The following is a 22,942-nucleotide window of genomic DNA, read 5'->3' as shown; positions in this document are numbered from 1 at the left end:
CGCTGTGCGGCGTGCGCTTCCTCAAACGTCTGCATCCTCTGGACTGGCTCGCCGCCGGGCTGCTCACCTGCGGCCTGCTGTGCGTGGCCACGGGTCTGCTGCCGACCGCGCCCGCCGGGGACGCGATGGCGCGGATCGGGCCGCTGCTGGTCTTCCTGGCGACGGTCATCGTGATGGCCGAGCTGACCGGCCAGGCGGAGGTGTTCGACGCGGTGGCGTCCTGGGTGGCGCGGACCGGCAAGGGCAGCTACCCGCGGCTGTTCGGGCTGTGCGTGGCCTTCGCGTCGGTGACCACCATCACGCTGAATCTGGACACCACCGCGGTGCTGCTGACGCCGGTGATGCTGGCGCTGGCCGGGCGGGTGGGCATCGCGCCGGTGCCGCTGGCCATGACGACGGTCTGGCTGGCCAACACCGCGAGCCTGCTGCTGCCGGTGTCGAACCTCACGAACCTGCTGGCGTCCAACCGCGTCGGGCTCTCCCCCGTCGCGATGGCCGCCACGATGGGCCTGCCCCAGCTGGCCGCGATCGCGGTGACGATGGTGTGCCTGTGGGGCTTCTACTGGCGGAGCGGACGGCGGGGTTCCGCTACCTACGTACCGCCGGAGCGGCGGGCGCCGGCCGATCCGGTGCTGTTCCGGGTGTGCGCGCTGGCCTGTACCGGCTTCCTGCTGGCGATCCTGCTGGCGGACGTGCCGCTGTGGTCGGCGTCCCTGACCACGATGCTGATCGTGGTGGCCGCCTTCGCGGTGCGGCGCCCCGCCGAGCTGCGGCTGTCGCTGGTGCCGTGGCGGCTGCTGGTGCTGGTGCCGGGGATGTTCCTGGTGGTCGAGACGGTGGACGCGCACGGGCTGCACGCACTGCTGACGACGGCGATGGGGCCGGGCGGCGGCCTCGGCGGCATGCTCCGCTCGGCGGGCGTGGGCGCGGGCCTGTCCAACGTCCTCAACAACCTGCCGGTCTATCTGGCGGGCGAGGCGGCGGTGCCGGTCGGCAACCACCACCAGCTGCTGGCGCTGCTCATCGGCACCAACGTCGGCCCGCTGGTCACGCCGTGGGCGTCGCTGGCGACGCTGCTGTGGTTCGAACGGTGCCGCGGCCAGGGCACGGTCATCCCGCTGCGGCGCTTCATGGGGACGGGGTTCGTGCTGGCGGTGGGGGCGACGCTGACGGCGACGCTGGCGCTGGCGGTGGCGGTGGGGTGAAGCGGCCGTTCCCCGGCGGGCCCGGCCCGTTCAGGCGGCCCGTGTGCGGGCGACCACGTCGAGCAGGTACGCGAGGGTGTCGCCGCGGGCGGCGACGAAGCTGCGGTCGGTGTCCGGGCCGGCCGAGCCCACCGTGAAGGGGCCGCCGTCCAGGGTGCGGAACGCCACGCCCGTCTCGGCGGCCAGCAGGGCGCCCGCGGGGAAGTCGATGCCCTCCGCGCGGTAGCCGACGAAGCCGTCGATCGCGCCGCGCGCCAGCATGCTCCAACCCAGCAGCGGCGCCCACAGCTGGAGCGTCCGCCGGGTGCAGCGCTCCAGCTGGCCCCGCAGCCCCGCGGCCACCGGGTCGGCCCGGTCCACCGCGTGGCCCTGGGTCCAGGCCACCACCGGGCCGCTGCGCGGCACCGCACCGGGCGGCCCCGGCAGGCGATCGGGGCCGCAGGCCGCGCCCTGACCGCGGACGGCCCGCCAGGTGGCGCCGGTGACCGGTTCGTGGACCACCCCGACGACCGGCGCGCCGTCCACACACAGCCCGATGCCGACGGCGTACGCGGTCAGGCCGATGGCGACGTTGTTGCTGCCGTCGAGCGGATCCACCAGCCAGGTGCGCGGCCCGGCGGCGCCGAGGAGCCCCGCCTCCTCGGACAGGATCCGGTCGTGCGGGAAGTGCCGCTGGAGGCGGGCGAGGATGAGCTTCTCCGCGGCCAGGTCGAGGTCGGTGACCACATCGCCCGCGGCGTCCTTGACGCCCACCGCCCGGGCCGCGCCGAAGCGGCCGCGCAGCAGCCCGCCCGCCTCCTCCGCCGCGGCGACGGCCACCCGCGTCTCGCGCGCGTACGGTGCGGCGTCCCGGTCACTCGCGCTGCTCGGCATGGATCCTCCTGAGTGCTGTGCGGACGGTCCGTTCGGTGTGTTCCGCGCCGCACAGCCGGCGCACCGTGCGGTGGCCGCGGCCGTGCAGGGGGCCCAGGGAGAGGTCGGTGTGGCCGGGCAGCGACCGGCCGAGCACCAAGGTGGCGGCGGGCCGGCCGCGGGTGACGACGGTGGCGTGGAACTCCCCGGCCGGCAGGCGGTACGTCTCGCCGCTGCCGGTGGAGGTGGCGGGGCCCGGTGCGCAGTGCACCAGGCGGGGGGTGGGCCGCAGTTCGTCGACGCCGGAGGGGTCGCTGACGACCTCGAAGATCCGGTGGGTGGGGGTGCGGGCCCCGTCCGTCACGGTGACCGGGACGTTGCCGACCCGGCCGTAGAGGACGTAGCTGCGCAGTTCCCAGCTGTGGGCGTGCATGGGGTCGGCGGTGGGGTCGGCGGCGAGGCCGGTGCCGAAGAGGTGGACGCAGACGCCGCGGGCGCCGTCGCGGACCAGCGGCAGGCACAGGAAGCCGAGCGGGTGGCGGACCGCGCGTAACTCCCGCTTGCCGCAGGCGATGTCCTCCAGGGCGCCGGTGACGCTGGCGCGGGGGGCCTCCCGCGGGGCGCCGGGCCGGAGCAGTCGGTCGAGCGTGTCGTAGTCCATGAGCCGCGCCCGAGGCGTCTCACCTCCGGTAGGGGTCCTCAGCGTGCAGGGCTTTCTCGACGATCTCGGCGACGTCGGCGTCGCTGAACACCGGGGGCAGGGACAGGCCGACGTCGTCGAAGACCGCGCGGACCTCGTCGACGGTCGGTTCGTCGCTCAGCGGGCCGATGCCGCGCAGGTCGAGGGCGACGGCCTGTTCGCGGCTCTGGTGGAGCTCGGTGACGTAGTACTCGTAGAGCGGGCGGTCGCGGGCGACCAGGAGGTTGACGCGGTTCGGGTCGTCCTGGGTGATGATCAGGCACGACTCGGAGAGGTCGAAGCGGAGGGTGGGGACGCCCGCGGAGAGGTGGACGCTGATCTCCAGGGTGTCGAGCCGCTGGCGGAACCAGGCGGCGGCCAGGACCGTGGCGTACGCCTCCTTGCGGGTGCGGTCGGCGGTCCAGGCGTCGGCGCTGTGGTCGTTGCGGCGGCGGGCGAAGGTCTGGCGGAAGCGGGCGTAGGCGGCGCAGGTCTGCTCGTCCGCCGGGTTGATGATGTCGATCTTGACGCTGAGCTGGGTGCGCTGGCGGGTGGCGGCCTCGACGCACCGGGGCAGGGTGACGGCCCGCAGGTAGGTGCCGGTGCCGCCCTTGAAGTACCAGAGGTTGGTCTGGGCCCGGGCCCGTTCGAGCGCGTCGCCGACCTGGTCGCCGGTGAGCGAGCGGACCATGGCGAGGTCCTCCAGGGCGCGGCGGGTGTCCGCGGACGCCTCCTGGATGTCGGACTTGCGGCGCAGCCGCTCGGTCATCGAGCCGACCGCGAGCGTGCCGAGCACCAGCAGCGTCGCGCCGGACGACACCTTGTCGCTGATGACGTCGCCGAAGACGTCCATCAGGCCGATGGTCAGGCCGAGCCCCACGGCGATGAACACGTCCAGGTTCCTGATCACCCAGGCGATGCCGAACTCCAGCCGCCCCACGCGCTGTGCCACGTCGAGTCCCCCTCCTCGCTCCCTGCATCGTAGGAGCAACGGGCAGCCCGTGGCCAGGGCTGCCGGACGGCCGCCGGCGGCTCGGCGCACCGGCCCGGCGGCGCCAACGCGCTGCGCCGCCGGGCGAGTTGGGGCTGCCGGTGGAGTCGGTACCGGTCCACCGGCTCGCGGGTCAGCGGCGCAGCGCGTTCTCCGCCGCCACGCGGGAGAGCTTCTCGGGGTTGCGGACGAAGTACAGGCCGGTGATCAGGCCCTCCTCGGTCCGCGCGGCCAGGACGCCCTCGATCTCCCCGCCGATCCGGAGGATCAGCGCCGGGTGGCCGTTGACCTGCGCCGGCTGCGCGCAGGCGGCGCCGGCGATCCTGCCCAGTCCCACCGTCAGCAGGTCGGCGACGGGGCCGGCGCCCACGACGGGCGCCAGCGCGGCCCGGACGACCCCGCCGCCGTCGCTCAGGAAGACGACGTCCGGGGCGAGCAGGTCGAGCAGGCCCTGAAGGTCGCCCGTCTCGACCGCCCGCCGGAACGCCACCAGGGCCCTGCGGTTCTCGGCCGGGGACACGGCACCGCGGGGGCGCCGGGCGGCGACGTGGTTCCGCGCCCGGTGGGCGATCTGCCGGACCGCGGCCGGTTTCTTACCGACGGCCTCGGCGATCTCGTCGTACTCCAGGCCGAACACCTCCCGCAGCACGAACACCGCGCGCTCGGTCGGCGCCAGCGTCTCCAGCACCAGCAGCATCGCCATCGAGACGCCCTCGGCCAGTTCGACGTCCTCGGCCACGTCGGGCGCGGTCAGCAGCGGTTCGGGCAGCCAGGGGCCGACGTAGGTCTCCTTGCGCCGGCGCAGCGACCGCAGCCGGCCCAGCGCCTGGCGGGTGGTGATCCGGACGAGGTACGCGCGCGGGTCCCGCACGATGCCCGGGTCCACGTCCACCCACCGCAGCCAGGTCTCCTGGAGGACGTCCTCGGCGTCGGCGGCCAGGCCCAGCATCTCGTAGGCGACGGTGAACAGCAGGTTCCGGTGGGCGAGGAAGGTCTCGGTGGCGCGGTCCACCCGGTCGGTGTCCGCGGGCGGCGGGGTGGCCCCCGCCGTGCGGTCGCTGTGCTCGCTCATCACCGGCTCCTGTCCGTCGGGGTCCGCCGCGTGCGGCCTCGCCCACACGACGCCGGTCGGGCCCGCCGCGTGACACCGGACGGGAGTGAGGTAGGTCTCACCGCCGTCCTGTCACGCCGTCCGGGCGGCCGGCATCTCCTGTTCGACTTCGACCTGACGATGTGCGAGGAGCGCACCATGACCGTTCGTGTGAACCTGTTCGGCAACCCGACCGCGACCGCGGCGAAGGCCGCCGCCCACTTCGGCGCGGCGAGCAAGACCGTCCTCACGGAGTCGAGCCTGCCTGCCGCGACGCAGCGGCTCGTCCTGCTGCGGGCCTGCCAGATCAACGGTGACGGATACGCCACCGACGTGTGGAGCAAGAACGCCGCGGCCGCCGGGGAGAGCGCCACCCGGCTCCACCTGCTCGCCGCCTGGCGCGAGACCACGGTCTTCACCGAGGCCGAGCGGGCGGCCCTGGCGCTGGCCGAGGAGGGCACCCGGATCGCCGACGCGGCCGGCGGTGTCAGCGACGAGACCTGGGCGGCCGCCGCGCGCCACCACGACGAGGACCAGCTGGCCGACCTGGTGATGCTCATCGCCCTCATGAACGCGACCAACCGCATGAGCGTCCTGGTCCGGCAGCCCGGCGGCGGCTACGAGGCGGGTCGCCTCGGGTAGCACCTGCCCGGTCCGCCGCGCGGCGGACCGGGCCGGCGCGGCCGGTCCGGCGCCCGGCCGCCCGGGCGGGTCCCGCTGCCGTCCCGTAGGTCCCCCAGGTCCAGGGGCGGCAGTTGGGCCAGCTCGGCGCCGGCGGCGCGCAGGGCGGCGCGGTAGCCCGGGGTGCCGAGGAGGTCCGTCATGGCGTCGGCCAGCTCGCCGCGGGTCGCCGTGAGGTCCAGCGCCCGGCCGAGTCCGCGGCGGGCGAACGCGGCGGTGTTGGCGGGCTGGTCGGCGAGGACGCCCAGGCCCAGGACGGGCGTCGCGCCCTGCACCGCGTCGAGCAGGGAGGCCCGCCCGCCGTGCGTCACGAACAGGTCGGCGCGGCGCAGCAGGGCCGGCTGCGGCGCGTACCCGACGAGCGTGATGCGGGGGTCCGGGCTCCGCAGGTCCCCCGCGAGGTCGCCCGCGGAGACGATCGCGTCGCAGTCGATGCCGCGGAGCGCGGCCATGATCTCCCGGTAGGCGTCCCCCACGACGGTACGGAGGCCGGGCATCGCGGTGGTCAGGGTGCCCAGGCTCACGTAGACCAGCGGGCGGCCGGAGGGGGCGCCGTCCAGCCACTCGGGCAGGACGGTCCGGAACTCCGCGAGGGTGCGCCGGACCGGGCGCGCGGCGGGCGGCGGCGTCCCGTAGAACCACGGCACCGGCGCGGGGACGAGCATCGGGGGGAGGGCGGGGGTGTCCTGCTCGTGCGCCTTGTGGAGGGGGAGCAGGGCGGGTGCGATGTCGGTGTCCCAGAGGTCCAGGAGCACCGGGCCGAGGCCGTTGTCCGCGGCGAGCAGGGGCAGGCCCAGGACGGTGGCCGCGAGGTGCGCGCCGAGGTCGCTGCACTCGGCGATCACCAGGTCGGGTCGGGCCCGGGTCCACGCGGCGAGCAGGTCGGCGGCCTTCGCGGCGGCCTGTTCCGGCCAGAGGTGTCCGAAGACGTAGCGGTTGAAGGGCGCGTTGCCGGACGCCCGCCAGATCTCGCTCGCCGCCTGCTGCACGGCCCGTTCGCAGGACCAGTCCGTACCGGCGGGGTGGAATTCCACCCCGCGCCGCCGGGCCTCGCCGCGGAACATCAGGGGGGCGTGGAGCGCCACGTGGTGGCCCTGTTCGCGGGCCGGGCGGAGGACGAAGTCCAGCGCGGAGACATGCGACGGTATCGGTTCGGCGGTGATCGCTATCCGTAAGGGCACGGGGACTCCAGGGCTCGGGTCGGTCGAGGGCCCGGCGATTTGATCACAACTCGGCCGTTACGGACGGCTTTCCGCCGGGTCGGGGCGCACGCGGCATATCGGCCCCGCGCGATGTGCTCCGGCGCCCGCCCACGCCCCGGCCCCCCGCGGCCGCACCCCGAGGACGCCTACGGCGCCACCCCGTCCCTGCGCCGGACGACGAGGGCGAGGGTGTCGTCCGGGTGCAGGATCACGGTGTGCATGTCGTCGGCGATGGCGTAGGGGATCTCGCCGATCGGGCGGTGCTGGTGGCGGCGGGCGCTCTTGACGAGCCGCGCCTCGCCTTCGAGGGGGTCCCGGCGGCTCTCGGTCAGTCCGTCGGTGTAGAGCACGAGCAGGTCGCCGGCGTCCAGCCGGTCCTTGAGGACCCTTTCGCTGCCGGGCAGCGGGTAGCCCACGCCGCGGCCGCGTACCTCCAGGAAGCGGGAGGTGCCGTCGGCGCGGCTGAGCAGGGCCGGCGGATGGCTGCCGTTGGCCAGGCGCAGCTCACCGCTGACCGGGCAGATCCGCGCGAGCAGCATCGTCGCCACGATGTCCGGGTCGAACGGGGTGAGGATGTCGTGGGTCCGCTCGACGATGGCGGACAGCGGGTGGCCTTCGAGGGCGAGGGTGCGCACCGCGTGCGTGACGTTCAGCGCGCTGCGGGTGCTGCGGATGCCGTGGCCGAGGGCGTCGATGATGGTGATGTGCACGGTGCCGTCGGGCAGCAGGAACCAGTCGTAGAGGTCGCCGCCGGTGGGGGCGTGCGCGTCGGCCGGGGCGTAGTGGACGGCGAGTTCGAGCCCGTCGATGACCAGCGGCGGCGGCCTCAGGGCGTCCTCGATCTCGCGGAGGATCTGCCCGTGCGCGGACCGGAGTTGTTCGTCGCGCTCTTCGAGCTGGACGTAGAGGGCGAGCACACCGCTGTTGGTCTCGGCGAGTTCGTGCTTGAGGTCCTGGTGTTCCGCGGTCAGCTGGTCCAGGCGGGCCAGCACCGCCTGGAGCTCCTCTTCCTGCGCCGCTTCGTCGGCCGCGAGGGTGTCGGCGCCGCCCGCGCTCCCGCCGGGGCCGGAGCCGTTGACGTGCGGTGCGGCGGGCCGGAACTCCGGCGCCGGGGCCGTGCCGGGGTCGTCGGGCTGCTCCGGTGCGGGGAACGCCAGGTGCCAGAGGACCGCGCCCTGGGGGGTGGTACGGGCGGGCAGCGGGAGTTCGGCCGGGCGCAGCGGGCCGGCGGCCAGCCGGGGGCGGAGGGTGATGGTCAGGTGCACGCTGTCGTCGGGGCCGTCCTCCCGGGAGGCTTCCAGGCTCACCTGGCGGCCGGCCCGGAATTCCGGGCGGGCGACCAAGGTCGCGGACAGGACCAGGCGCGCCCGGGTCTCCAGGGGCATGCGGTGGGCGGCGCACAGGCGTCGCAGGGCCTGGCGCAGGGCGGGCAGCGAGTGGCAGGCGTGGGGGGTCACGTGAGTCCCTGGTGGGGGCCGGCGACGACGACGGTGGCGTCGTCGCGGGTCAGGCGGTGTCGGTCGGCGAGGGCGGCCGCGAGCAGCGGGGCCGGCAGCCGCAGCAGGAAGGGCGAGGTGCTCTGCGTCCAGCGGGGGTCGATGCCGTCGGAGTGCAGCAGGAAGCTCAGGCCCGGCTCCCGAGGGACGCGACGGACCTGCGGGGTGGGGAGGTTGAGGCCCACGATGCCGGGCTGGCCGGTCAGCCGGCGGTGGACCTCGTGCGGGGTCAGCGCCACGCAGCGTATGTTGCCGACCGCGGCGTACTCCACCCGGTCGGGGTGGTGCCGCAGCAGGCCGACCGCCGCGCCCCGGGTGTGGCGCAGGGCGCGGTGCACGCTGTGGAGGATGTCCGGCAGCGCCCGGTCCGGGGCGCGGGCGAAGGCCCGCAGGGCGGACTGCGCGGCCTCGGCGGCCGGCTCCCCGTGCCCGAGGCCGTCCACGACGAGCGCGGTGCGGCAGCCCCCGGCGTCGAGGACGGCGCAGCCGTCGCCGTTGGCCGTTTCGCGTTCGGCGGGAACGGAGACCGCGCCGACGGCCGCCTTCGCCGCGTCCGCCCGGTCCGGCGGCGCGATCCGGGCGCAGGCCAGCGTGCCGCCGGGGGCCTCCGTGCGGATCGCGAAGTGCGACGCCATCCGGACCACCGCGCCCAGTCCGGCACCCAGAGAGCCGGTGGTGGTGTAACCGTCCGTCAGGCAGCGTCCCAGTTCGGGCATGCCCGGGCCGCGGTCGGTGGCCAGGATCTCCACCCCGCCGCCGAGCGGCATCGGCTGGATGAACAGGGAGCCGTTGACCGCGTGCTTGGCGAGGTTGCTGCCCAGTTCCGAGGCGACGACGGCCGCCTGGGAGGCCAGCGCGCCCGGCAGCCGGCACCGGGCGGCCAGTTCCCGTGCGGCCTCCGCGGCCAGGTGCACGGCGCTGTAGTGGTCGATGCGGACGTGGGTGGTGGTGCAGGGCTGGAGCGAGGTCAACGGACCGCCCAACGGGTCACCGTCACGGTGGTGCCCTGGCCGGCCGCGGTGTCGATCTCGAACTCGTCCATCAGGCGCCGGGCGCCGCCCAGTCCGTGGCCCAGACCGGCGCCGGTGGTGAAGCCGTCGGTCAGCGCCGCGGAGAGGTCGGGAATGCCGGGGCCGTCGTCCCGCACCGTCAGCCGCAGCCCCGGCGTGCCGTTGCGGTCCGGGAACTCTATGGTCACCGTGCCACCGCCGCCGTGGACGTAGGCGTTGCGGGCCAGTTCGCTGGCCGCGGTGACGACCCGGGTCTGGTCGACGATGCTGAACCCGGCGCGCAGGGTCGCCGCGCGCACCGCGTGCCGGACGGCGAGCAGGTCCTCTTCGCTGCGTACCTCGTGGACCGTCGGCGTGGTCGGGCAGCCTTCCTCGTAGACGTGTGCCCCACCGCGCGCAGCGGTGCCGACATCACTGGCTTGTGTCACGCATAACCCCTTCGGGAGGCGCGGGAACGCGGTGCCACCCCAGCGCTGTCATCCCCTGCTCCGCGTTGAGCGCGGTTTCCACCCCGGTGAGTTGGAGTCCGAGTTCGACCAGGGTGATGGCCACCGGCGGCCGCATCCCGGCGACGATCACCCGGGCCCCCAACAGGCGTGCCATCGTGGTCAGTTCCATCAGGGTGCGGGCCACGAAGGAGTCGATGATCTCCAGTCGGGAGATGTCGATCAGCACGCCGCGGGCGCGGTCCGTGGTGATGCGTGCGGTCAGTTCCTCGGTGAAGGCGATGGCCGATTTGTCGTCGAGCTCGTTCAGCAGGCCGGTGACCAGCACGTCGCCGAGCCGCAGGATCGGGACACCGTTCGAGGATGCGCTGCTCATCGGTCCGCCGGGGTGGGTCGCGCGGAGGGGGTGTCGGTGAGCTTGACCGCGGCGGCCAGAGCGTCGGACAGGGTGGCCCGGGTGAGGATCGTCGACAGGTCGATCCCCAGCTGGGCGATGGTCTGCGCGATGGGGGGCCGGATGCCGCTGATGACGCAGTCCGCGCCCATCAGGCGCACCGCGTTGACCGTCTGCATCAGGTGCTGGGCGACCGCGGTGTCCACGGTGGGCACACCGGTGATGTCGATGATGGCGACCCGCGCCTCGTGCTCCTCGATGCCCTGGAGGAGGTTCTCCATCACCACCTGGGTGCGGGCGGTGTCGAGCGTACCGATCAGGGGCACGGCGAGGACCTGCCGCCACAGCCGCACCACGGGCGTGGAGACCTCCAGCAGCTGCCGGCTCTGGCGGCGGATGATCTCCTCGCGGCCCTCGACGTAGGTCTCGAAGGAGAGGACGCCGGCGCTGTCCAGCAGGCGGTTGATGAGCACGGCCGCGCCGAACAGGGCGGCGCTGTTCTCCGTCTGCCGCTGCACCGCCTCCAGCATGGCCTCCTTCAGCGCGAGCACCGCCAGCGAGGTGTCGGTGGGCGACGCCCCGGCGCGTGCTCTGCGCAGGGAGAGGTCGCAGACCGCCTGCCGGAGTTCGGGGTGACCGCTGACCAGGCGTGCGACCGGCCCGTCGCTGTCCAGTCCCGAGATCAGGGCGCTGAGCAGCGCGTCGGATTCCTCCCGGAGCTCGGACTCGCTGACCCCGTCGCCCAACGGTGCCTGGGCCATCTGGAGTTGGACCCAGCGGTCCGCGATGTCATCGGCCTCTGCGCGCAGCACCGCGAGGACACGCTCGCGTGCGGCAGCTTCGGTCGTGCTCACAACACTTTCCTTCCACCAATCATGGCCGGGGCTCCCGTAACTGCCCAGTGGCCCGAGCCCCGTTCACGATCATCGATGCACACCTTATTTGTCGCATGACAAATGTTATCCAGTACCGTCAAGCCACGGTACCGTCGGAATCCTTTCGCGGAACCCCCGGCGCCCCTTCAGTCCCGTCGCGACGGGCGGGGGGACGGTGCACCGTCGAGTTCCGGTGCGGTGGTGCGGACCGCCCGGCGAAAGCCCCGCAGCCCTTCGGCCAGGGCCCGGCGGGCCGTCGGCGGCATCGCGTCGATGGCGTCGAGCAGCGCCTCCTCGCGGCGGACCCGCAGGCCGGCGAGGTAGGCCGCGCCCTCTCCGGTCAACCGCAGGTACCGCTCACGCCGGTTGGCCTCGCTGCGGACGCTCTCGATGAGACCCAGTGCCTGGAGGCGGTCGCACAGGCGGCTCGCCGAGGACGGCGCCGCGCCGAGGGCCTTGCACAGCGCGTTGAGGTTGATGCCCTCGCCGCGCTCCAGGACGTGCAGCACGCGCAGCTGCGGCGTGGAGACCGGCGCGGGCGAGGCGCCGTCCCGGCCCCGCTCCCACAGGACTTCCAGGAGGGCGACCACATCGCGCGCGCTCTGCGCGGCGTCGTACGCATAGTAGGAATCTATCCGCGAAGCAGCACCGTTCACATGCATTGATCCACTCCGGACGGCCCCGTCAGCCCGGTGGTGTCCCGGCTGATGTCTACTCCCTGGCACAGCCATTCAAGGAGCCCGTCCGCGAGATGTCGAATGGAAACGCGGCGGCCGGGCCGGACGCGCCTACCGAGGCCGGGTATTGCGCCGCGGGGGCCGCCGTCGTCGAGCAGCTTCCGGGATGTTCGTGATCGGCCGGGTCGACTTCTTCGTTCCGGTCGCGCTCATCGCCGAGCCGGTGCCCGGACGGTCGTTCACCGACCCCTGGAACCGAGCCGGAACCGAGCCGGTCCCGCTCCGCGCACCCACCCGGCCGGCATCCCGCCGCGGGCGCGGAGTTGGGCGGAAGTGGTGATCGGCGAGCCGGCGATGGCACCCATGTGACGCAGGAAACCAGCCCCACCTTCCTAGCTTGCTAGTATGCTAGCATCGCCGCGTGGGCGACAAAGAAGTCAAGCAGTTCAACGTGTACCTGCCGGTAGAGCTGATCAAGCAGGTCAAGTACCGCGCCATCGAGTCGGGCATGTCGCTGTCGGCGCTGGTCACCGACGCGCTCCGCGCCTACCTCGACGACTCCCCCGAGCAGGCACCGCACACGACCGACAAGGAGTCCTGACATGGCCACCGAAGGCATCGAGGCCGTCTTCCTGACGACGCACAACTGGGGAAGGGCGGCGAAGTTCTTCCAGACCCTGGGGTACGAGCTGGAGTTCACGACCGACCACAACTCCGGCCGGCTCCGCAACGGCGAGGGACCGTACGTCTTCATCGCCGAGGTCCCCGAGGACCAGGAGCCGCAGACCCGGCTCGTCCTGAAGGTGCCGGACGCGGACGCGTTCCGCGCCGACCCCGCCGTCGAGGTGGTGACGCCGTTCGAGGACACCCACTTCGGCACCCGGGAGATGACCGTCCGCGACCCCGACGGCCGCCTGTGGAGCCTCCAGGCCCCCGCCGGCAACTGACCACCCCGCCACGGAAGGGGAACCACCATGCCAGGCAACCACCCCGCCACGCCGGACAGCACCGCGGTGCGGACAGCCCTCTGGCGGGCGATGCACGTCCAGATCGACCCGCCCCCGCACGTCCTCGTGGACGAGATCGGCCTGCGGCTCGCGGCCCCCGAGGGTGACTGGCGCAGCCGCCCCGACATGGATCCGCACGCCACCAGCGCCTTCCGGGCGGCCGTCGTGGCCCGTGCCCGCTTCATCGAGGACCTGATCGCCGAACAGGCCGACCGCGGCGTCACCCAGTACGTCATCCTGGGCGCCGGTCTGGACACCTTCGCCCAGCGCAGACCGGAGATCGCCGCCCGCCTCCAGGTCTTCGAGGTCGACCAGCCCGGCCCGCAGAGCTGGAAGCGGCACCGCCTGCACGAACTGGGCTACGGCATCCCCGACCGGCTGCACCTGGTGCCGGTCGACTTCGAGGCGAGCGAGGACTGGCTCCAGCAGCTGGTCGCCGCCGGCTTCGACCCCGCCCGGCCGACGGTGATCGTCTCCACCGGCGTCAGCATGTACCTCACCAAGGACGCCACCGCGGCCACCCTGCGCCAGATCGCCGCCCTCGCGCCGGGCTCGACCCTGGCCCTGTCCTTCCTGCTGCCGGCCGAACTCCTCGACGCCGCCGACCGCCCGGGCCTCCGGGCGAGCACCAACGGCGCCCGGTCATCCGGAACGCCGTTCCTCAGCTTCTACCCCCCGCAGGACATGCTGGCCCTCGCCCGCGAAGCCGGCTTCCCGCACACCGCACACGTCTCGGGCACCTCCCTCGCCGAACGCTACTTCGCCCACCGCACCGACGCCCTCCGCCCGTCCAGCGGCGAGGACTTCCTGCTGGCCACCACCTGACCTGACCGCCTGACCCGGCGCAGGCGTTCGCCACGCCGGGAGCACACGCGGGGCTCAGACCCCCACCGCTCCGTCGATCCGTTCGCGGATCAGGTCGGCGTGCCCGTTGTGGCGGGCGTACTCCTCGATCATGTGGAGGAGCACCCAGCGCAGCGAGACCGGGCCCCGCCAGCCATCGCGGCCTTCGATGTCCAGATGCGGAGCCTGGGCGGCGAACGCCTCCGCGAAGGCGACTTCGGCCTCCCACGCCGCCCAGGACGCCGCGACCACCTCCGGCTCGGGGCCGGCGCCGTCGAAGTCGCCCTCGGGTGCGGCCGTGGACGAGAAGCGCAACGCGACGTCCTCTCCGGCGAGTACGGATCGGAACCAGCGGCGTTCCACATGGGCGAGGTGCCGGACGAGCCCCAGGAGCGAGAGCGAGGAAGGAGGCACGGACCGCAGGGCCAGCTGCGCCCCCAGCCCGGAACACTTCAGTCGCAGCGTGGCGCGCTGGGCGCCCAGCATCGCCACCAGTATCCCCCGCTCCTCCCCCGTGGCGGGGCCGCTGAACCGCTGCTCACTCTCGTCACCGGTGAACAGCTCGATCCGTCGGTCAGGAATCTCCATGCCCGCATGATCGGCCGCGGGCGCCCCCTTCCGGAACACCTGGCGAGCCGCTCACTTCACCGACTCACCGCAACGACCGCAGCCCGGCGACCACTTCGGCCCCCGACGGCGCATGGTCGGGATCCACCAGCCACTGGAGCATCAGTCCGGACAGCAGCGCGAGCGGCACCGAACCGCCGAGCCCCTCGCGGCCCTGGCGCTGGCCCTCCGCCAGGCGCTCGCGCACCTCCGGCGAGTGCTGCGCCTGGACGGCGGCCTCCAACTGGGCCACCCACAGCGCACGGTGCGTCGTGAAGCTGTCGATCAGCGCCTGCCAGCGGTCCTCCGGGCGGTCACCGGTGGAGCGGCCGGCGAGTTCCTCGTCCAGCTCGTCCACCGCCTCCACCAGCGCCTGCGTGAGCAGCGCGTCCCGGGAGCCGAAGTGGTAGCCGATGGCGGCGTGGCTGACACCGGCGGCCGCGGCGATGTCCCGCACCGTCGTACGGCCCCAGCCGCGTTCGATCAGGCACTTCTTGGCGCCCGCCAGCAGATCCTCGCGGTTTCCCATGCCGGTGAGCGTAGCAGCAGAGTTGCCCACATGGTTCATCCAGATGGATTGACCATTTGGACAAGACCCGTCTAACGTCCTCGCCATGACCGCAACCACCGTGTTGATCTCGGGCGCCGGCGTCGCCGGTCCCGCCCTGGCCCACCTCCTGCACCGCGACGGCTATCGGGTGACCGTCGTCGAACGCGCCCCCGCCGTCCGCGGCGGCGGCTACGCCGTGGACTTCCGCGGCGCCGCCTTCGAGGTCCTGGACGAACTCGGCATCCTCGCCGAGGTGCGCGCCCACGACACCAGGATGCGCGGCACGACCCTGATCGACGCGTCCGGAGCCGCGTGCGGCCAGCTGCCCGCCGAGGCGTTCGCCGGGGAACTCGAAGTCCCCAAGGGGGAGTTGACCCGCCTGCTGCACCGTCTCACCACCGCAACCACCGACGGCGCCATCGAGTACCTCTTCGACGATTCGATCGCGGCGCTGACCGAGCACCGGGACGGCGTCACCGTCGAGTTCGAGAAGGCCGCCGCCCGGGACTTCGACCTGGTCTTCGGGGCCGACGGGGTCTTCTCACGGGTGCGGCGGCTGGCCTTCGTCCCCCATGACCAGGCACTGCACCACCTGGGCATGTCCGGAGCCGGCTTCACCACCGACAACTTCCTCGGCCTGGACCACGAAGGGATCCTGCACACCACCGGCGACTCCGCCGTCTACCTCTTCAGCGCCGGCGATCCGCAACGCCTCACCGCCAGCCTGTCCTTCGCGACCGCCTCGCCCGCCCTGGACCGGCGGCCCCGGGACGCCCAGCAGGAGGCGGTACGCGCCGCCTTCGCCGGCCACGGCTGGGAGGTCCCGCGCCTGCTCGACGCCATGGACCGGGCCCCGGACTTCTTCTTCGCCTCCACCTGCCAGGTCCAGCTCGACCGCTGGTCCACCGGCCGCGTCGCGCTCCTCGGCGACGCGGGCTACTGCGCGGCCCCGACCTCGGGCATGGGCACCTCCCAGGCCCTCCTCGCCGCCCGCTCCCTGGCCCGCAACCTCGCCGCCGCCGACGGCGACCACCGCACCGCCTTCGCCGCCTACGAGGCCGAACTCCGCCCGTACGTCACGGAGAACCAGGCACGCGGACGCGAGGCCGCCGCCATGTTCGGCGGCGGCGCGGCGGAGGGGTGAGGGTTTCCCGACCCGGTACGTGGGTGCGGATGCGGTACGTCCGCTTTGGTGGGGCCACCGCGCGGCAGCCCCACCACGACCGGCGACCCACCCGTCCGGCCACCGGCGTTGCCGCCTACTAGCTAGGGCTGCTCGCGTCAAGCGTATGCCTCTGCGTGTCGGGCAGCGGCGATACTGGTGGTCTCCCCGGATGAGGAGGGCATCCAACGGCCCCCTGCCGCCAGGTGCCCCAGGGGACTGCGTGCAGGTACGAGCAAGGAGGTCGCATTGCCAGCTCCATATCGGGGCCTGATCCTCGACTTCGGCGGGGTACTCACCACCCGAATGAGACTGAACGGCGAGGCGTTCGAGAGGGCAGAAGGGTTGGCGCCCGGAGCCTACTTCGCGGCCCTGAACGAACATCCCGACGGCGTCGCCATCTACGCGGCGCTGGAGGTAGGGGAGGCCACACAGGAGGACTGGAACCGCGTGATCGGCGGCATCCTCGGCATCGACCCCACCGACCTGATGCGGCGCGCACTGGCCAACCTGCATCCCCAGCCTGAAATTGTTGCCGCCGCGCAGCGCGCCCGCGCCTCAGGCGTAAAGGTGGCCATGCTCAGCAACTCGTTCGGCATCGAGCCCTACAACCCGTACGAGGACAAAGGCATGTGGACAGGCGTCTTCGACGCGCTGATCCTCTCGGAGCTGGAGGGCGTACGGAAGCCGTCCCCGCTCATCTACCAGCGGGCACTCGATGCCTTGGAGCTGACCGGCTCAGAGTGCGTTTTCGTGGACGACCATGCTGAGAATCTGCCGCCGGCCGAGGGGCTGGGGATCCGCACCGTGCACCACACCACGGACCCAGTAGGCACCGCCGCCATCCTCGATTCCTTCCTGCTCGACCCGACGCCAGCCTGAAGGAAGAGGAACCCGCAGGCCCAGTGCGGTAGTCCTTCGGCGGACCCGCTTGCACCTTCTGCAAACGGCGTCCACTCACTCCTCCCAGACTCTATGGTCGGTGACCACACCTGTCGGGCTCTCGCGCGGAGCAGCCGGTGTGCGCGAGCTGGTGGCGGCCGCGGGTATGACCGCCTGACAGAACCGCACACATGCCCGCAAGCAGCCCCCGGCCAGGACGGGGCGCATTCTGGCCACAGGCAGTAGGACTGTGGTGGCGCGGGCCGTCGGGGCGCCACCATGGCAGCCGAGCGTAGATACCGCGAGAGAGGAGCCTCGTGGCCGAGCACAAGAAGCCGGAGAAGCCGCTGTCGGAAGGGCAACCGCCGCCCGGGAATTCGGACGGGCAGCTGCCACCGCAGCCTCCGCCGTCAGGGAAGCGCCGGAAGTGATGGAAGATCTCTCCGTGCTCCAGGACGAACTGGCACGCGCCATGGCGGAGCTGGGGCTGTGGCCGGCGGACTCCCCCTGGGTCCGCCGCGCCGCGGAGACCCACCCCCGGCATCGGTTCGCACCGACGCGCTTGTGGTCGTGGAACGGTCGCGACGAGTACGTGGCCTTTGACCGCGGCGCTGATCCCGAGGCGTGGGCCCGTCTGCTCTACGCCGGGCCGTACGAGTCCACCGTCACCCAGGTCATCGACGGGATGCCCACCTCCAGCCTGAGTTGCGAGTCGATCGTCGCGGACATGCTCGACGCGCTGGACCTGGAGCCCGGCCACACCACCCTGGAGCTGGGCACCGCGACCGGCCGCAACGCCCGGCTCCTCGCGGAGCGGGCCGGTCCCGGCCGGGTCGTCAGCGTGGAGTACGACCCCCACCTGGCCGAGGCCGCCGTCACCAACCTGACCGCGACCGGCGGCGGCGTCGAAGTGCGCGTCGGCGACGGCGCCGTCGGCGCGCCGGACCGCGGCCCGTACGACCGGATTATCTCCACCTACGCCGTCGAGACCGTGCCGTGGGCCTGGGTCGAGCAGACCCGCCCCGGCGGCCGCATCGTCACCCCTTGGGGCCGGCTCGGGCACGTCGCCCTGACGGTTGCCCCCGACGGCCGGTCCGCGAGCGGATGGATCCAAGGGCTGGCCATGTTCATGCCCGCCCGCGGCACTCAATCCCGTACCTGGGAGCAGGTGCACGACGAGCATCCGGTCACCGCGCAAACGCGCGTCGATCTGGACGTCGCGGCACTCCACGAGGACGCCAACGGGCTGTTCGCGCTGCGGGTGATCCGGCCCGACATCGAGGTCCGCACCGCGGCGACGGAGGGTGGTCTGGCCGCCTGGGCGCACGATGGCCGGTCCTCGTGGGCACGGATCGCGACCGAAGGCGGCCCGGCGACCGCGTGGCAAGGCGGCCCGCGGCGCCTGGCCGACGAACTGGCCGCCGGCCGGCAGGAGTGGCAGGCAGCCGGGGCCCCGGCGCTGTGGGACATCGGCATGACCCGCACCCCGGACGCCCAATACCTGTGGGCGTACGACCCCGAGACCGGACCGCGCTGGGGCCACCGCGAGGTGCCCGCGGGGGAGCGGGCCGCCTGACCGCTCAACCCCTGGTGCGTCAGTCCTCCGGCGGGCCAGCGGCCGCCCATGCAGGCGGTACTCGGCCTTGGGGAGCATCGGTACAGCGGTTAGCGCTAAGAACTTGATCTTGGGCGGCTACCACAGGTGATCCACTGTGCGTGGGGCTTTCGGGAAAGATCGTTGGCGGGGTGCGGGGCGTCGGTACCGTCCGCCGCGTGCCGTACGCGCAGCGGCGCACCTGCCCGGCCATGTCTCCAACCGTACGCCCGGCCGACCGGGGAAGGTCACACCGGGACGCAGAAGCGGGGTCGGTCGTTGACCAGCACGGACGGCACCGCCCTTCCCGTACATGGCCGGTGGAAAGGTGCGGGGCTCCCGCCTTGTCGCGCCGGAGCCCCGCACATCGGATCAGCTGCGCAGGGCGCGCCAGGTGTTGGTGCCCACCTTGCCGTCCACGGTCAGGCCGCCGAACCAGCCCTGGAACTGCCGGACGGCCGCCTCCGTGTTGGCACCGAACTTGCCGTCGACTCCGTCAGGACCGACATTGTAGCCCCAGGAGATCAGCAGGCACTGGACTTCCTTGACCCGTGGCCCCGTGTCCCCACGCACGGTGAGGGCGGTGCCGCTGTAGTAGTTGCAGCTGCCGGCGGCCGTGTACTCGGAGTGCTGCTGGTTGCCGAGCGCCGGGGAGGCGGCGGCGGTGCCGACCGAGAGTCCGGCCACCATGGCGGCGGCGGCGACAGCAGTGAATATCTTGCGACGGTTGAGCATGATCGGATATTCCCCCTTGGAAACGGGTGATGCCTTCGTCGGGTGGATGTGCCGACGGCACACTGTCTTAGCAGTACGGCGGCTGGGGGCACGAGGGCTCGCCGGGCAGGTTGCCCAGTGATCCGGACAGGCGCGAATCGACGGTTGCGCGGCGCATTGGCCCTGACCAGGGATGCAATCTCGGCGGCCCGCCCCCTGGAGGGCGGTGGCTTGCAGCCAGATCGATTACGCCTGTGGCATATTCGGGCCAGTCGAATGACCAGACCCTGCCGACGTGGCCAGCGGAGGGCGATCTCCCAACTTGACGTCTTGGGCGAAGCGACCAAGATCAAGTGCTTGGCGCTAACGGCTGTTCCGTTGTTCCAACCGCTGCCAATTGCATCGGATGCGAACACGCGACAGTCGGCGAATCTGCCCGGGCAGAGAAGGCAACCGCGTTGCGGCTGTGCGGATTTGAGTGCGGTTCCTGGCGGTGACGATATCCGTCCGCCGGGCTCCACGGCGACTCGCACAGGGGGCTGACCTGGGGCTCTTCTAGCGACTCGCATAGGATGCGGTTTTCTCGCATCTAATGCGAGTCACGGAGAGTGGTGAAGCGGTGGGGTTCAACGGGTCGATACCGGGGGTGGCGAGGCTGCCCCTGGTCGACGGGGTCGCGTTGCTGCGGCCGGAAGAGCAGGTCTTCGCGGCGATGCTGACCTGGTTCGCCAACCAGCAGCTCGCGCGGAATCTCGCCCGCACGACGGTGGAGGGCCGGGAGAACACGGTCAAGGCGTTCGCGGCCTACGTGAACACCTATCCCTGGCACTGGACGCCGGCGATGGTCGACGAGTGGCTCGGCGACCTGCGCTCACTGCGGGACCTGAAGCGCTCGACGATCCGCTCGTACTCCGAAGCCGTGCGAGCGTTCTGCCACTTCATCACCGATCCGCTCTACGAGTGGACGGCGACCTGCGAAGAGCGGTTCGGCACCCACCCGGTGCAGGTGGTGCACGAGTGGAACACCGCAGTGCATGTCCAGGACAACGAGGCGGACGCGAAGAAGCGCGCGTTCACCAAGGCCGAACTGCATGCCTTCTTCGCGCATTGCGACGACGAGGTCGCCCGCATCCGGGCCTTCGGCCGCAAGGGCTGGCTGCCTGCCTTCCGCGACGCGACCCTGTTCAAGACTGCCTACGCCTACGGGCTGCGGCGCAACGAGACGCGGATGCTGGACGCCGCCGACTTCGGCCGGAACCCGTACGGCGGCGAGTTCGGCGAGTACGGCCGATGCCAGGTGCGGTTCGGCAAGGCCAAGAAGGGATCGCCGCCCAAGCGCCGCGGAGTGCTGACCGTGTGGGACTGGACCCCGGACGTCCTGGACGAGTGGTTCACCGAGGTCCGCCCGCTGTTCGGCACCGACAACAACCCGGCGGCCTGGCCCTCCGAACGCGGCCTGCGGATCGGCTGCCAGCGACTCAACTCCCGCTTCATCGCCTACCGCAAGGCCCTGGGCCTGGACGACGGACTCGACTTCCACGCCTTCCGCAGGTCCTACGTCACTCACCTGATCGAGGACGGCTGGGACCCGCGCTTCGTCCAGGAACAGGTTGGCCACGAGCACGCCAGCACCACCTCGCTTTACACCTGCGCGTCCTCGGACTTCCGCATCCGTACCCTGCGACGCCACCTGGACTCCACCATCGCCGCGGCCCTCCAGACCCAGGCCGGGAGGCAAGCATGAAACGCAAGGTCGGATACACGTGGCGGCTGCGCGAGGTCATGGCTCAGCACCAGATCTTCACGGCCACCGAACTGGTGCCTCTGCTGCGCGAACGCGGCATCGACCTGTCCGCCTCCCAGGTCCACCGCCTGGTCTCCGGCACCCCAGAACGCTTGTCGTTGCAGGTCATGGCCGCGCTCTGCGACATCCTGTCCTGCACCCCGGCTGACCTGGTGGCCACCACCGCCGAGAACGCCGGGGTCCGCAAGACCGCCACCGGAGACCTTCCCGCCCCGCCCGCGAACGTCGCGAAGCTGCGACCCCGCGCCGCCCGCATCCTGCCCGACGCATGACCCGCTCCTACGCCACCGATGAGCAGTACGAACGCTGGTTCATAGCCGAGTGCTGCCGCTGCGGCCGCCGCAGGCACAAGGCCGGCACCTGGCCGGACGGATACGTCTGCCGGACCTGCTCGGACCGCGCGGTTCGGACACGGGGCACCTGCCCGGGATGCGGCCAGGAACGCGCTCTTCCCGGACTCCGCCCCGGCGACGGCGCCGCGATCTGCACGACCTGCGCCGGCTTCTCCCAGTCCTTCGACTGCTCACGCTGCGGCTTCGAGGGAAAGCTCCTGGGTGGACGGCTCTGCGAACGCTGCACACTCTCGGACCGGCTCATCGCCCTCCTCGACGACGGCAGAGGCCGGGTATGTCCCGAGCTGGTCACGCTGTTCGACCTGCTGGTAGCGATGGACAAGCCCAGCAGCGGACTGGCCTGGCTGGCCCTGCGTCGCGACCAGCCGGGAAACGCCTCGCAGAGGCTGCGGCAGCTCGGCCTCGGCCAGATCCCGCTGACCCACGACGCCTTCCACGAACTCCAGCCCTGGCGGTCAGCGGCTCACCTCGAAGAACTCCTGATGGCAAGCGGGGTTCTGCCCGCGGTCGACAAGTACATCTGTTCCTTCCAACGCTGGCTTCACGGCCATCTGGCCGATATCGAGGACTCCGAGCACGTCAAAACGATCCGGCTCTTCGCGACCTGGCGTGTCCTGCCCCGGCTGCGGGCCCGCGCCGAGCAGAGCCACATCACACCGAGCGTCCGCCGCTTCGCCGCCGATCAGGTCAAGCACGCGACTTCCTTCCTCAAGTGGCTCGGCGAGCGGAACACCACCCTCGCGTCCTGCTCCCAGATCGACATCGACGCCTGGTGGGCCGGGAACAGCGAGCACGGCCGCACTTGTTTGAGGGCCTTCCTCAACTGGGCCATGCAGAGCCGCCGTTGCCGACGCTCCCTTTCCATACCCGCGATGAAGGCGACCCGACGAGCCCCGCTGAGCGAGGACGAGCGTCTGGACGCCCTGGGGCGGCTGCTGGCCGACACGGAGATACCGATGTTCCTACGCGCCGCCGGCGTCATCGTGCTCCTCTACGCACAGCCTTTGAGCAAGGTCGTCCGGCTCACTGTCGACGATGTGCTCTGCGACGGAGGCGCCATACTCCTACGACTCAGGGAACCGCCCTCACCCGTCCCCGCTCCGGTCGACTCCCTGCTGCTGGAGCACCTCGCGAACCGCGACAACATGGACACCGCCACCAACCCGGACTCCCGCTGGCTCTTCCCGGCCGCCGCGCGGGCCAGCCGTTCCGTCCCGACCACCTGTCCGGACTCCTCAACAAGGCTGGTGTTCCTGTCGCAGCCGCCCGCGGTGCTGCCATCCGACAGCAACTGCTCGAACTACCCGCCCCCGTCGTCGCAGACGCCCTCGGCTACCACGACAAGACCACCACCCGGCTCCGCAACGAGACCGGCGGAACATGGAGTCGATACGCCCCCGGGGATCACACACGGTCACCAGCGGGCTGGATTCCTCGGGGAACCATCGACAGCTGAACGCGAGAGCCCACCAGCACCAAGGCCGATGACGGCAAGCCTGGGACTTACGGAGATCACTCTCCACAAGTCCCGGGCTCTGGGCATGATGCAGCCATGGACGCATCGGTGTGGATGGCAGCGTTGTCGGGGCTGATCGGAACTGGCATTGGAGCAGGGGCCTCCGTTTGGACGACGATCGCCACTCAGCGCCATCAAGCGAAGACTGCTCGGGACCAACAGCAAGGTGAACTAACCAAAGTCGCGGCCGAGGCACTCCTGACTGAGCTGTTCGCCATCCAGCAGAAGTCGCACGACGCTCCTTACGACATGGGACCTGGCGGCAACGGTCTCGAATGGCACCGAGAGCTGCGTCGACATGCAGAACGCGCCG

At 72.1% G+C, this 22,942-nt stretch carries 25 protein-coding genes; 11 read left to right on the top strand and 14 right to left on the bottom strand.

Translation table 11 applies throughout. The features are described from left to right. Nucleotides 1-11 precede the first annotated feature (11 nt). A complete protein-coding gene (locus MUU72_RS15330; protein ID WP_248013803.1) occupies nt 12-1,205 on the top strand; it encodes an SLC13 family permease in 1,194 nt (397 codons plus the stop codon). 30 nt (nt 1,206-1,235) lie between these two features. Here the strand turns inward: MUU72_RS15330 and MUU72_RS15325 are convergent, their stop codons facing one another. The 4 genes from MUU72_RS15325 to MUU72_RS15310 all read right to left on the bottom strand — a co-directional run bounded on the left by MUU72_RS15325 (nt 1,236) and on the right by MUU72_RS15310 (nt 4,799). Continuing rightward, nucleotides 1,236-2,078: an inositol monophosphatase family protein gene (locus tag MUU72_RS15325; protein WP_248013802.1), complete on the bottom strand. Its 843-nt coding sequence runs from the start codon at nt 2,076-2,078 to the stop codon at nt 1,236-1,238. Next, nucleotides 2,059-2,718, bottom strand: a complete 660-nt coding sequence (locus MUU72_RS15320; RefSeq protein WP_248013801.1) for a hypothetical protein — start codon at nt 2,716-2,718, stop codon at nt 2,059-2,061. The genes MUU72_RS15325 and MUU72_RS15320 overlap by 20 nt, the downstream gene beginning before the upstream one ends. Before the next feature lie 19 nt (nt 2,719-2,737). After that, the gene (locus tag MUU72_RS15315) at nt 2,738-3,688 is read right to left on the bottom strand and encodes a hypothetical protein (RefSeq protein WP_248013800.1); all 951 of its coding nucleotides are present in this window, start codon (nt 3,686-3,688) and stop codon (nt 2,738-2,740) included. A 172-nt stretch (nt 3,689-3,860) separates the two neighbouring features. Beyond that, nucleotides 3,861-4,799 carry an RNA polymerase sigma-70 factor gene (locus MUU72_RS15310; RefSeq protein ID WP_248013799.1) on the bottom strand — a complete coding sequence of 313 codons (939 nt, stop codon included), beginning with the start codon at nt 4,797-4,799 and terminating at the stop codon, nt 3,861-3,863. A gap of 177 nt (nt 4,800-4,976) precedes the next feature. Here MUU72_RS15310 and MUU72_RS15305 point away from each other — a divergent pair, with 177 nt between their 5' ends. Then, nucleotides 4,977-5,459, top strand: a complete 483-nt coding sequence (locus tag MUU72_RS15305; protein ID WP_248013798.1) for a carboxymuconolactone decarboxylase family protein — start codon at nt 4,977-4,979, stop codon at nt 5,457-5,459. Here the strand turns inward: MUU72_RS15305 and MUU72_RS15300 are convergent. The 7 genes from MUU72_RS15300 to MUU72_RS15270 form a co-directional block, all read right to left on the bottom strand. After that, on the bottom strand, nt 5,435-6,679 hold the full coding sequence (locus MUU72_RS15300) for a glycosyltransferase (RefSeq protein ID WP_248013797.1): 1,245 nt from the start codon (nt 6,677-6,679) through the stop codon (nt 5,435-5,437). The two genes, MUU72_RS15305 and MUU72_RS15300, sit on opposite strands and share 25 nt — an antisense overlap. 167 nt (nt 6,680-6,846) lie before the next feature. Then, the gene (locus MUU72_RS15295; protein ID WP_248013796.1) at nt 6,847-8,157 is read right to left on the bottom strand and encodes a PP2C family protein-serine/threonine phosphatase; all 1,311 of its coding nucleotides are present in this window, start codon (nt 8,155-8,157) and stop codon (nt 6,847-6,849) included. Next, on the bottom strand, nt 8,154-9,179 hold the full coding sequence (locus tag MUU72_RS15290) for a SpoIIE family protein phosphatase (RefSeq protein WP_248013795.1): 1,026 nt from the start codon (nt 9,177-9,179) through the stop codon (nt 8,154-8,156). Before MUU72_RS15290 ends, MUU72_RS15295 begins: the two co-directional genes overlap by 4 nt. Further along, nucleotides 9,164-9,634, bottom strand: coding sequence for an anti-sigma regulatory factor (locus MUU72_RS15285; RefSeq protein WP_248013794.1), 471 nt, complete (start codon nt 9,632-9,634; stop codon nt 9,164-9,166). Before MUU72_RS15285 ends, MUU72_RS15290 begins: the two co-directional genes overlap by 16 nt. Next, on the bottom strand, nt 9,618-10,028 hold the full coding sequence (locus MUU72_RS15280) for an STAS domain-containing protein (protein WP_248013793.1): 411 nt from the start codon (nt 10,026-10,028) through the stop codon (nt 9,618-9,620). The genes MUU72_RS15285 and MUU72_RS15280 overlap by 17 nt, the downstream gene beginning before the upstream one ends. Next, nucleotides 10,025-10,900: an STAS domain-containing protein gene (locus tag MUU72_RS15275; RefSeq protein WP_248013792.1), complete on the bottom strand. Its 876-nt coding sequence runs from the start codon at nt 10,898-10,900 to the stop codon at nt 10,025-10,027. Before MUU72_RS15275 ends, MUU72_RS15280 begins: the two co-directional genes overlap by 4 nt. Before the next feature lie 167 nt (nt 10,901-11,067). Next, on the bottom strand, nt 11,068-11,583 hold the full coding sequence (locus MUU72_RS15270) for a MarR family winged helix-turn-helix transcriptional regulator (protein WP_372503114.1): 516 nt from the start codon (nt 11,581-11,583) through the stop codon (nt 11,068-11,070). A gap of 436 nt (nt 11,584-12,019) precedes the next feature. Between MUU72_RS15270 and MUU72_RS15265 the strand changes: the two genes are divergently transcribed. Genes MUU72_RS15265 through MUU72_RS15255 form a run of 3 tightly spaced genes read left to right on the top strand, consistent with a single transcriptional unit; the run spans nt 12,020 to nt 13,430 of the window. Continuing rightward, entirely contained in the window at nt 12,020-12,199 is a 180-nt protein-coding gene (locus MUU72_RS15265) for a ribbon-helix-helix domain-containing protein (protein WP_248013790.1), read from the top strand. 1 nt (nt 12,200) lies between these two features. Further along, entirely contained in the window at nt 12,201-12,545 is a 345-nt protein-coding gene (locus MUU72_RS15260) for a VOC family protein (protein WP_248013789.1), read from the top strand. 27 nt (nt 12,546-12,572) lie between these two features. Beyond that, nucleotides 12,573-13,430, top strand: coding sequence for a class I SAM-dependent methyltransferase (locus MUU72_RS15255; protein WP_248013788.1), 858 nt, complete (start codon nt 12,573-12,575; stop codon nt 13,428-13,430). 54 nt (nt 13,431-13,484) lie between these two features. On the opposite strand, the gene MUU72_RS15250 is transcribed toward MUU72_RS15255, so the two are convergent. Then, on the bottom strand, nt 13,485-14,036 hold the full coding sequence (locus MUU72_RS15250; RefSeq protein WP_248013787.1) for a DinB family protein: 552 nt from the start codon (nt 14,034-14,036) through the stop codon (nt 13,485-13,487). A gap of 64 nt (nt 14,037-14,100) precedes the next feature. Next, complete coding sequence (locus tag MUU72_RS15245) at nt 14,101-14,583, bottom strand: TetR/AcrR family transcriptional regulator (protein ID WP_248013786.1); 483 nt, start codon at nt 14,581-14,583, stop codon at nt 14,101-14,103. A gap of 85 nt (nt 14,584-14,668) precedes the next feature. Here MUU72_RS15245 and MUU72_RS15240 point away from each other — a divergent pair, with 85 nt between their 5' ends. The 3 genes from MUU72_RS15240 (at nt 14,669) to MUU72_RS15230 (ending at nt 18,224) form a co-directional block, all read left to right on the top strand. Further along, nucleotides 14,669-15,748, top strand: a complete 1,080-nt coding sequence (locus MUU72_RS15240) for an FAD-dependent monooxygenase (protein WP_248013785.1) — start codon at nt 14,669-14,671, stop codon at nt 15,746-15,748. Between the two features lie 267 nt (nt 15,749-16,015). Next, entirely contained in the window at nt 16,016-16,648 is a 633-nt protein-coding gene (locus tag MUU72_RS15235; protein WP_372503112.1) for an HAD family hydrolase, read from the top strand. Nucleotides 16,649-17,078: 430 nt separating this feature from the next. Continuing rightward, entirely contained in the window at nt 17,079-18,224 is a 1,146-nt protein-coding gene (locus MUU72_RS15230; protein ID WP_248013783.1) for a methyltransferase domain-containing protein, read from the top strand. A gap of 390 nt (nt 18,225-18,614) precedes the next feature. Here MUU72_RS15230 and MUU72_RS15225 read toward each other — a convergent pair whose 3' ends face one another. Beyond that, nucleotides 18,615-18,977: a peptidoglycan-binding domain-containing protein gene (locus MUU72_RS15225; protein ID WP_248013782.1), complete on the bottom strand. Its 363-nt coding sequence runs from the start codon at nt 18,975-18,977 to the stop codon at nt 18,615-18,617. A gap of 625 nt (nt 18,978-19,602) precedes the next feature. Here MUU72_RS15225 and MUU72_RS15220 point away from each other — a divergent pair. The 3 genes from MUU72_RS15220 to MUU72_RS15210 are packed head-to-tail and all read left to right on the top strand — an operon-like array spanning nt 19,603 to nt 22,705. Continuing rightward, nucleotides 19,603-20,700, top strand: coding sequence for a tyrosine-type recombinase/integrase (locus tag MUU72_RS15220; RefSeq protein WP_248013781.1), 1,098 nt, complete (start codon nt 19,603-19,605; stop codon nt 20,698-20,700). Beyond that, nucleotides 20,697-21,032 carry a helix-turn-helix domain-containing protein gene (locus MUU72_RS15215; protein ID WP_180686800.1) on the top strand — a complete coding sequence of 112 codons (336 nt, stop codon included), beginning with the start codon at nt 20,697-20,699 and terminating at the stop codon, nt 21,030-21,032. The genes MUU72_RS15220 and MUU72_RS15215 overlap by 4 nt, the downstream gene beginning before the upstream one ends. Next, the gene (locus tag MUU72_RS15210; RefSeq protein ID WP_248013780.1) at nt 21,029-22,705 is read left to right on the top strand and encodes a site-specific integrase; all 1,677 of its coding nucleotides are present in this window, start codon (nt 21,029-21,031) and stop codon (nt 22,703-22,705) included. The genes MUU72_RS15215 and MUU72_RS15210 overlap by 4 nt, the downstream gene beginning before the upstream one ends. The last annotated feature ends 237 nt before the right edge of the window (nt 22,706-22,942 follow it).

The organism is Streptomyces rhizoryzae, assembly GCF_023155275.1.
GTDB classification, from domain to species: Bacteria; Actinomycetota; Actinomycetes; order Streptomycetales; family Streptomycetaceae; genus Streptomyces; species Streptomyces rhizoryzae.
This window is presented reverse-complemented; position numbering and strand designations above follow the sequence as displayed.

Bases quoted from the DNA above. Each gene is read 5' to 3' on its own strand.
- MUU72_RS15325 (WP_248013802.1), bottom strand. From the start codon at position 2,078: ATGCCGAGCAGCGCGAGTGACCGGGACGCCGCACCGTACGCGCGCGAG.
- MUU72_RS15320 (WP_248013801.1), bottom strand. From the start codon at position 2,718: ATGGACTACGACACGCTCGACCGACTGCTCCGGCCCGGCGCCCCGCGG.
- MUU72_RS15310 (WP_248013799.1), bottom strand. From the start codon at position 4,799: ATGAGCGAGCACAGCGACCGCACGGCGGGGGCCACCCCGCCGCCCGCG.
- MUU72_RS15305 (WP_248013798.1), top strand. From the start codon at position 4,977: ATGACCGTTCGTGTGAACCTGTTCGGCAACCCGACCGCGACCGCGGCG.
- MUU72_RS15280 (WP_248013793.1), bottom strand. From the start codon at position 10,028: ATGAGCAGCGCATCCTCGAACGGTGTCCCGATCCTGCGGCTCGGCGAC.
- MUU72_RS15270 (WP_372503114.1), bottom strand. From the start codon at position 11,583: ATGCATGTGAACGGTGCTGCTTCGCGGATAGATTCCTACTATGCGTAC.
- MUU72_RS15260 (WP_248013789.1), top strand. From the start codon at position 12,201: ATGGCCACCGAAGGCATCGAGGCCGTCTTCCTGACGACGCACAACTGG.
- MUU72_RS15255 (WP_248013788.1), top strand. From the start codon at position 12,573: ATGCCAGGCAACCACCCCGCCACGCCGGACAGCACCGCGGTGCGGACA.
- MUU72_RS15250 (WP_248013787.1), bottom strand. From the start codon at position 14,036: ATGGAGATTCCTGACCGACGGATCGAGCTGTTCACCGGTGACGAGAGT.
- MUU72_RS15245 (WP_248013786.1), bottom strand. From the start codon at position 14,583: ATGGGAAACCGCGAGGATCTGCTGGCGGGCGCCAAGAAGTGCCTGATC.
- MUU72_RS15240 (WP_248013785.1), top strand. From the start codon at position 14,669: ATGACCGCAACCACCGTGTTGATCTCGGGCGCCGGCGTCGCCGGTCCC.
- MUU72_RS15230 (WP_248013783.1), top strand. From the start codon at position 17,079: ATGGAAGATCTCTCCGTGCTCCAGGACGAACTGGCACGCGCCATGGCG.
- MUU72_RS15225 (WP_248013782.1), bottom strand. From the start codon at position 18,977: ATGCTCAACCGTCGCAAGATATTCACTGCTGTCGCCGCCGCCGCCATG.
- MUU72_RS15215 (WP_180686800.1), top strand. From the start codon at position 20,697: ATGAAACGCAAGGTCGGATACACGTGGCGGCTGCGCGAGGTCATGGCT.
- MUU72_RS15210 (WP_248013780.1), top strand. From the start codon at position 21,029: ATGACCCGCTCCTACGCCACCGATGAGCAGTACGAACGCTGGTTCATA.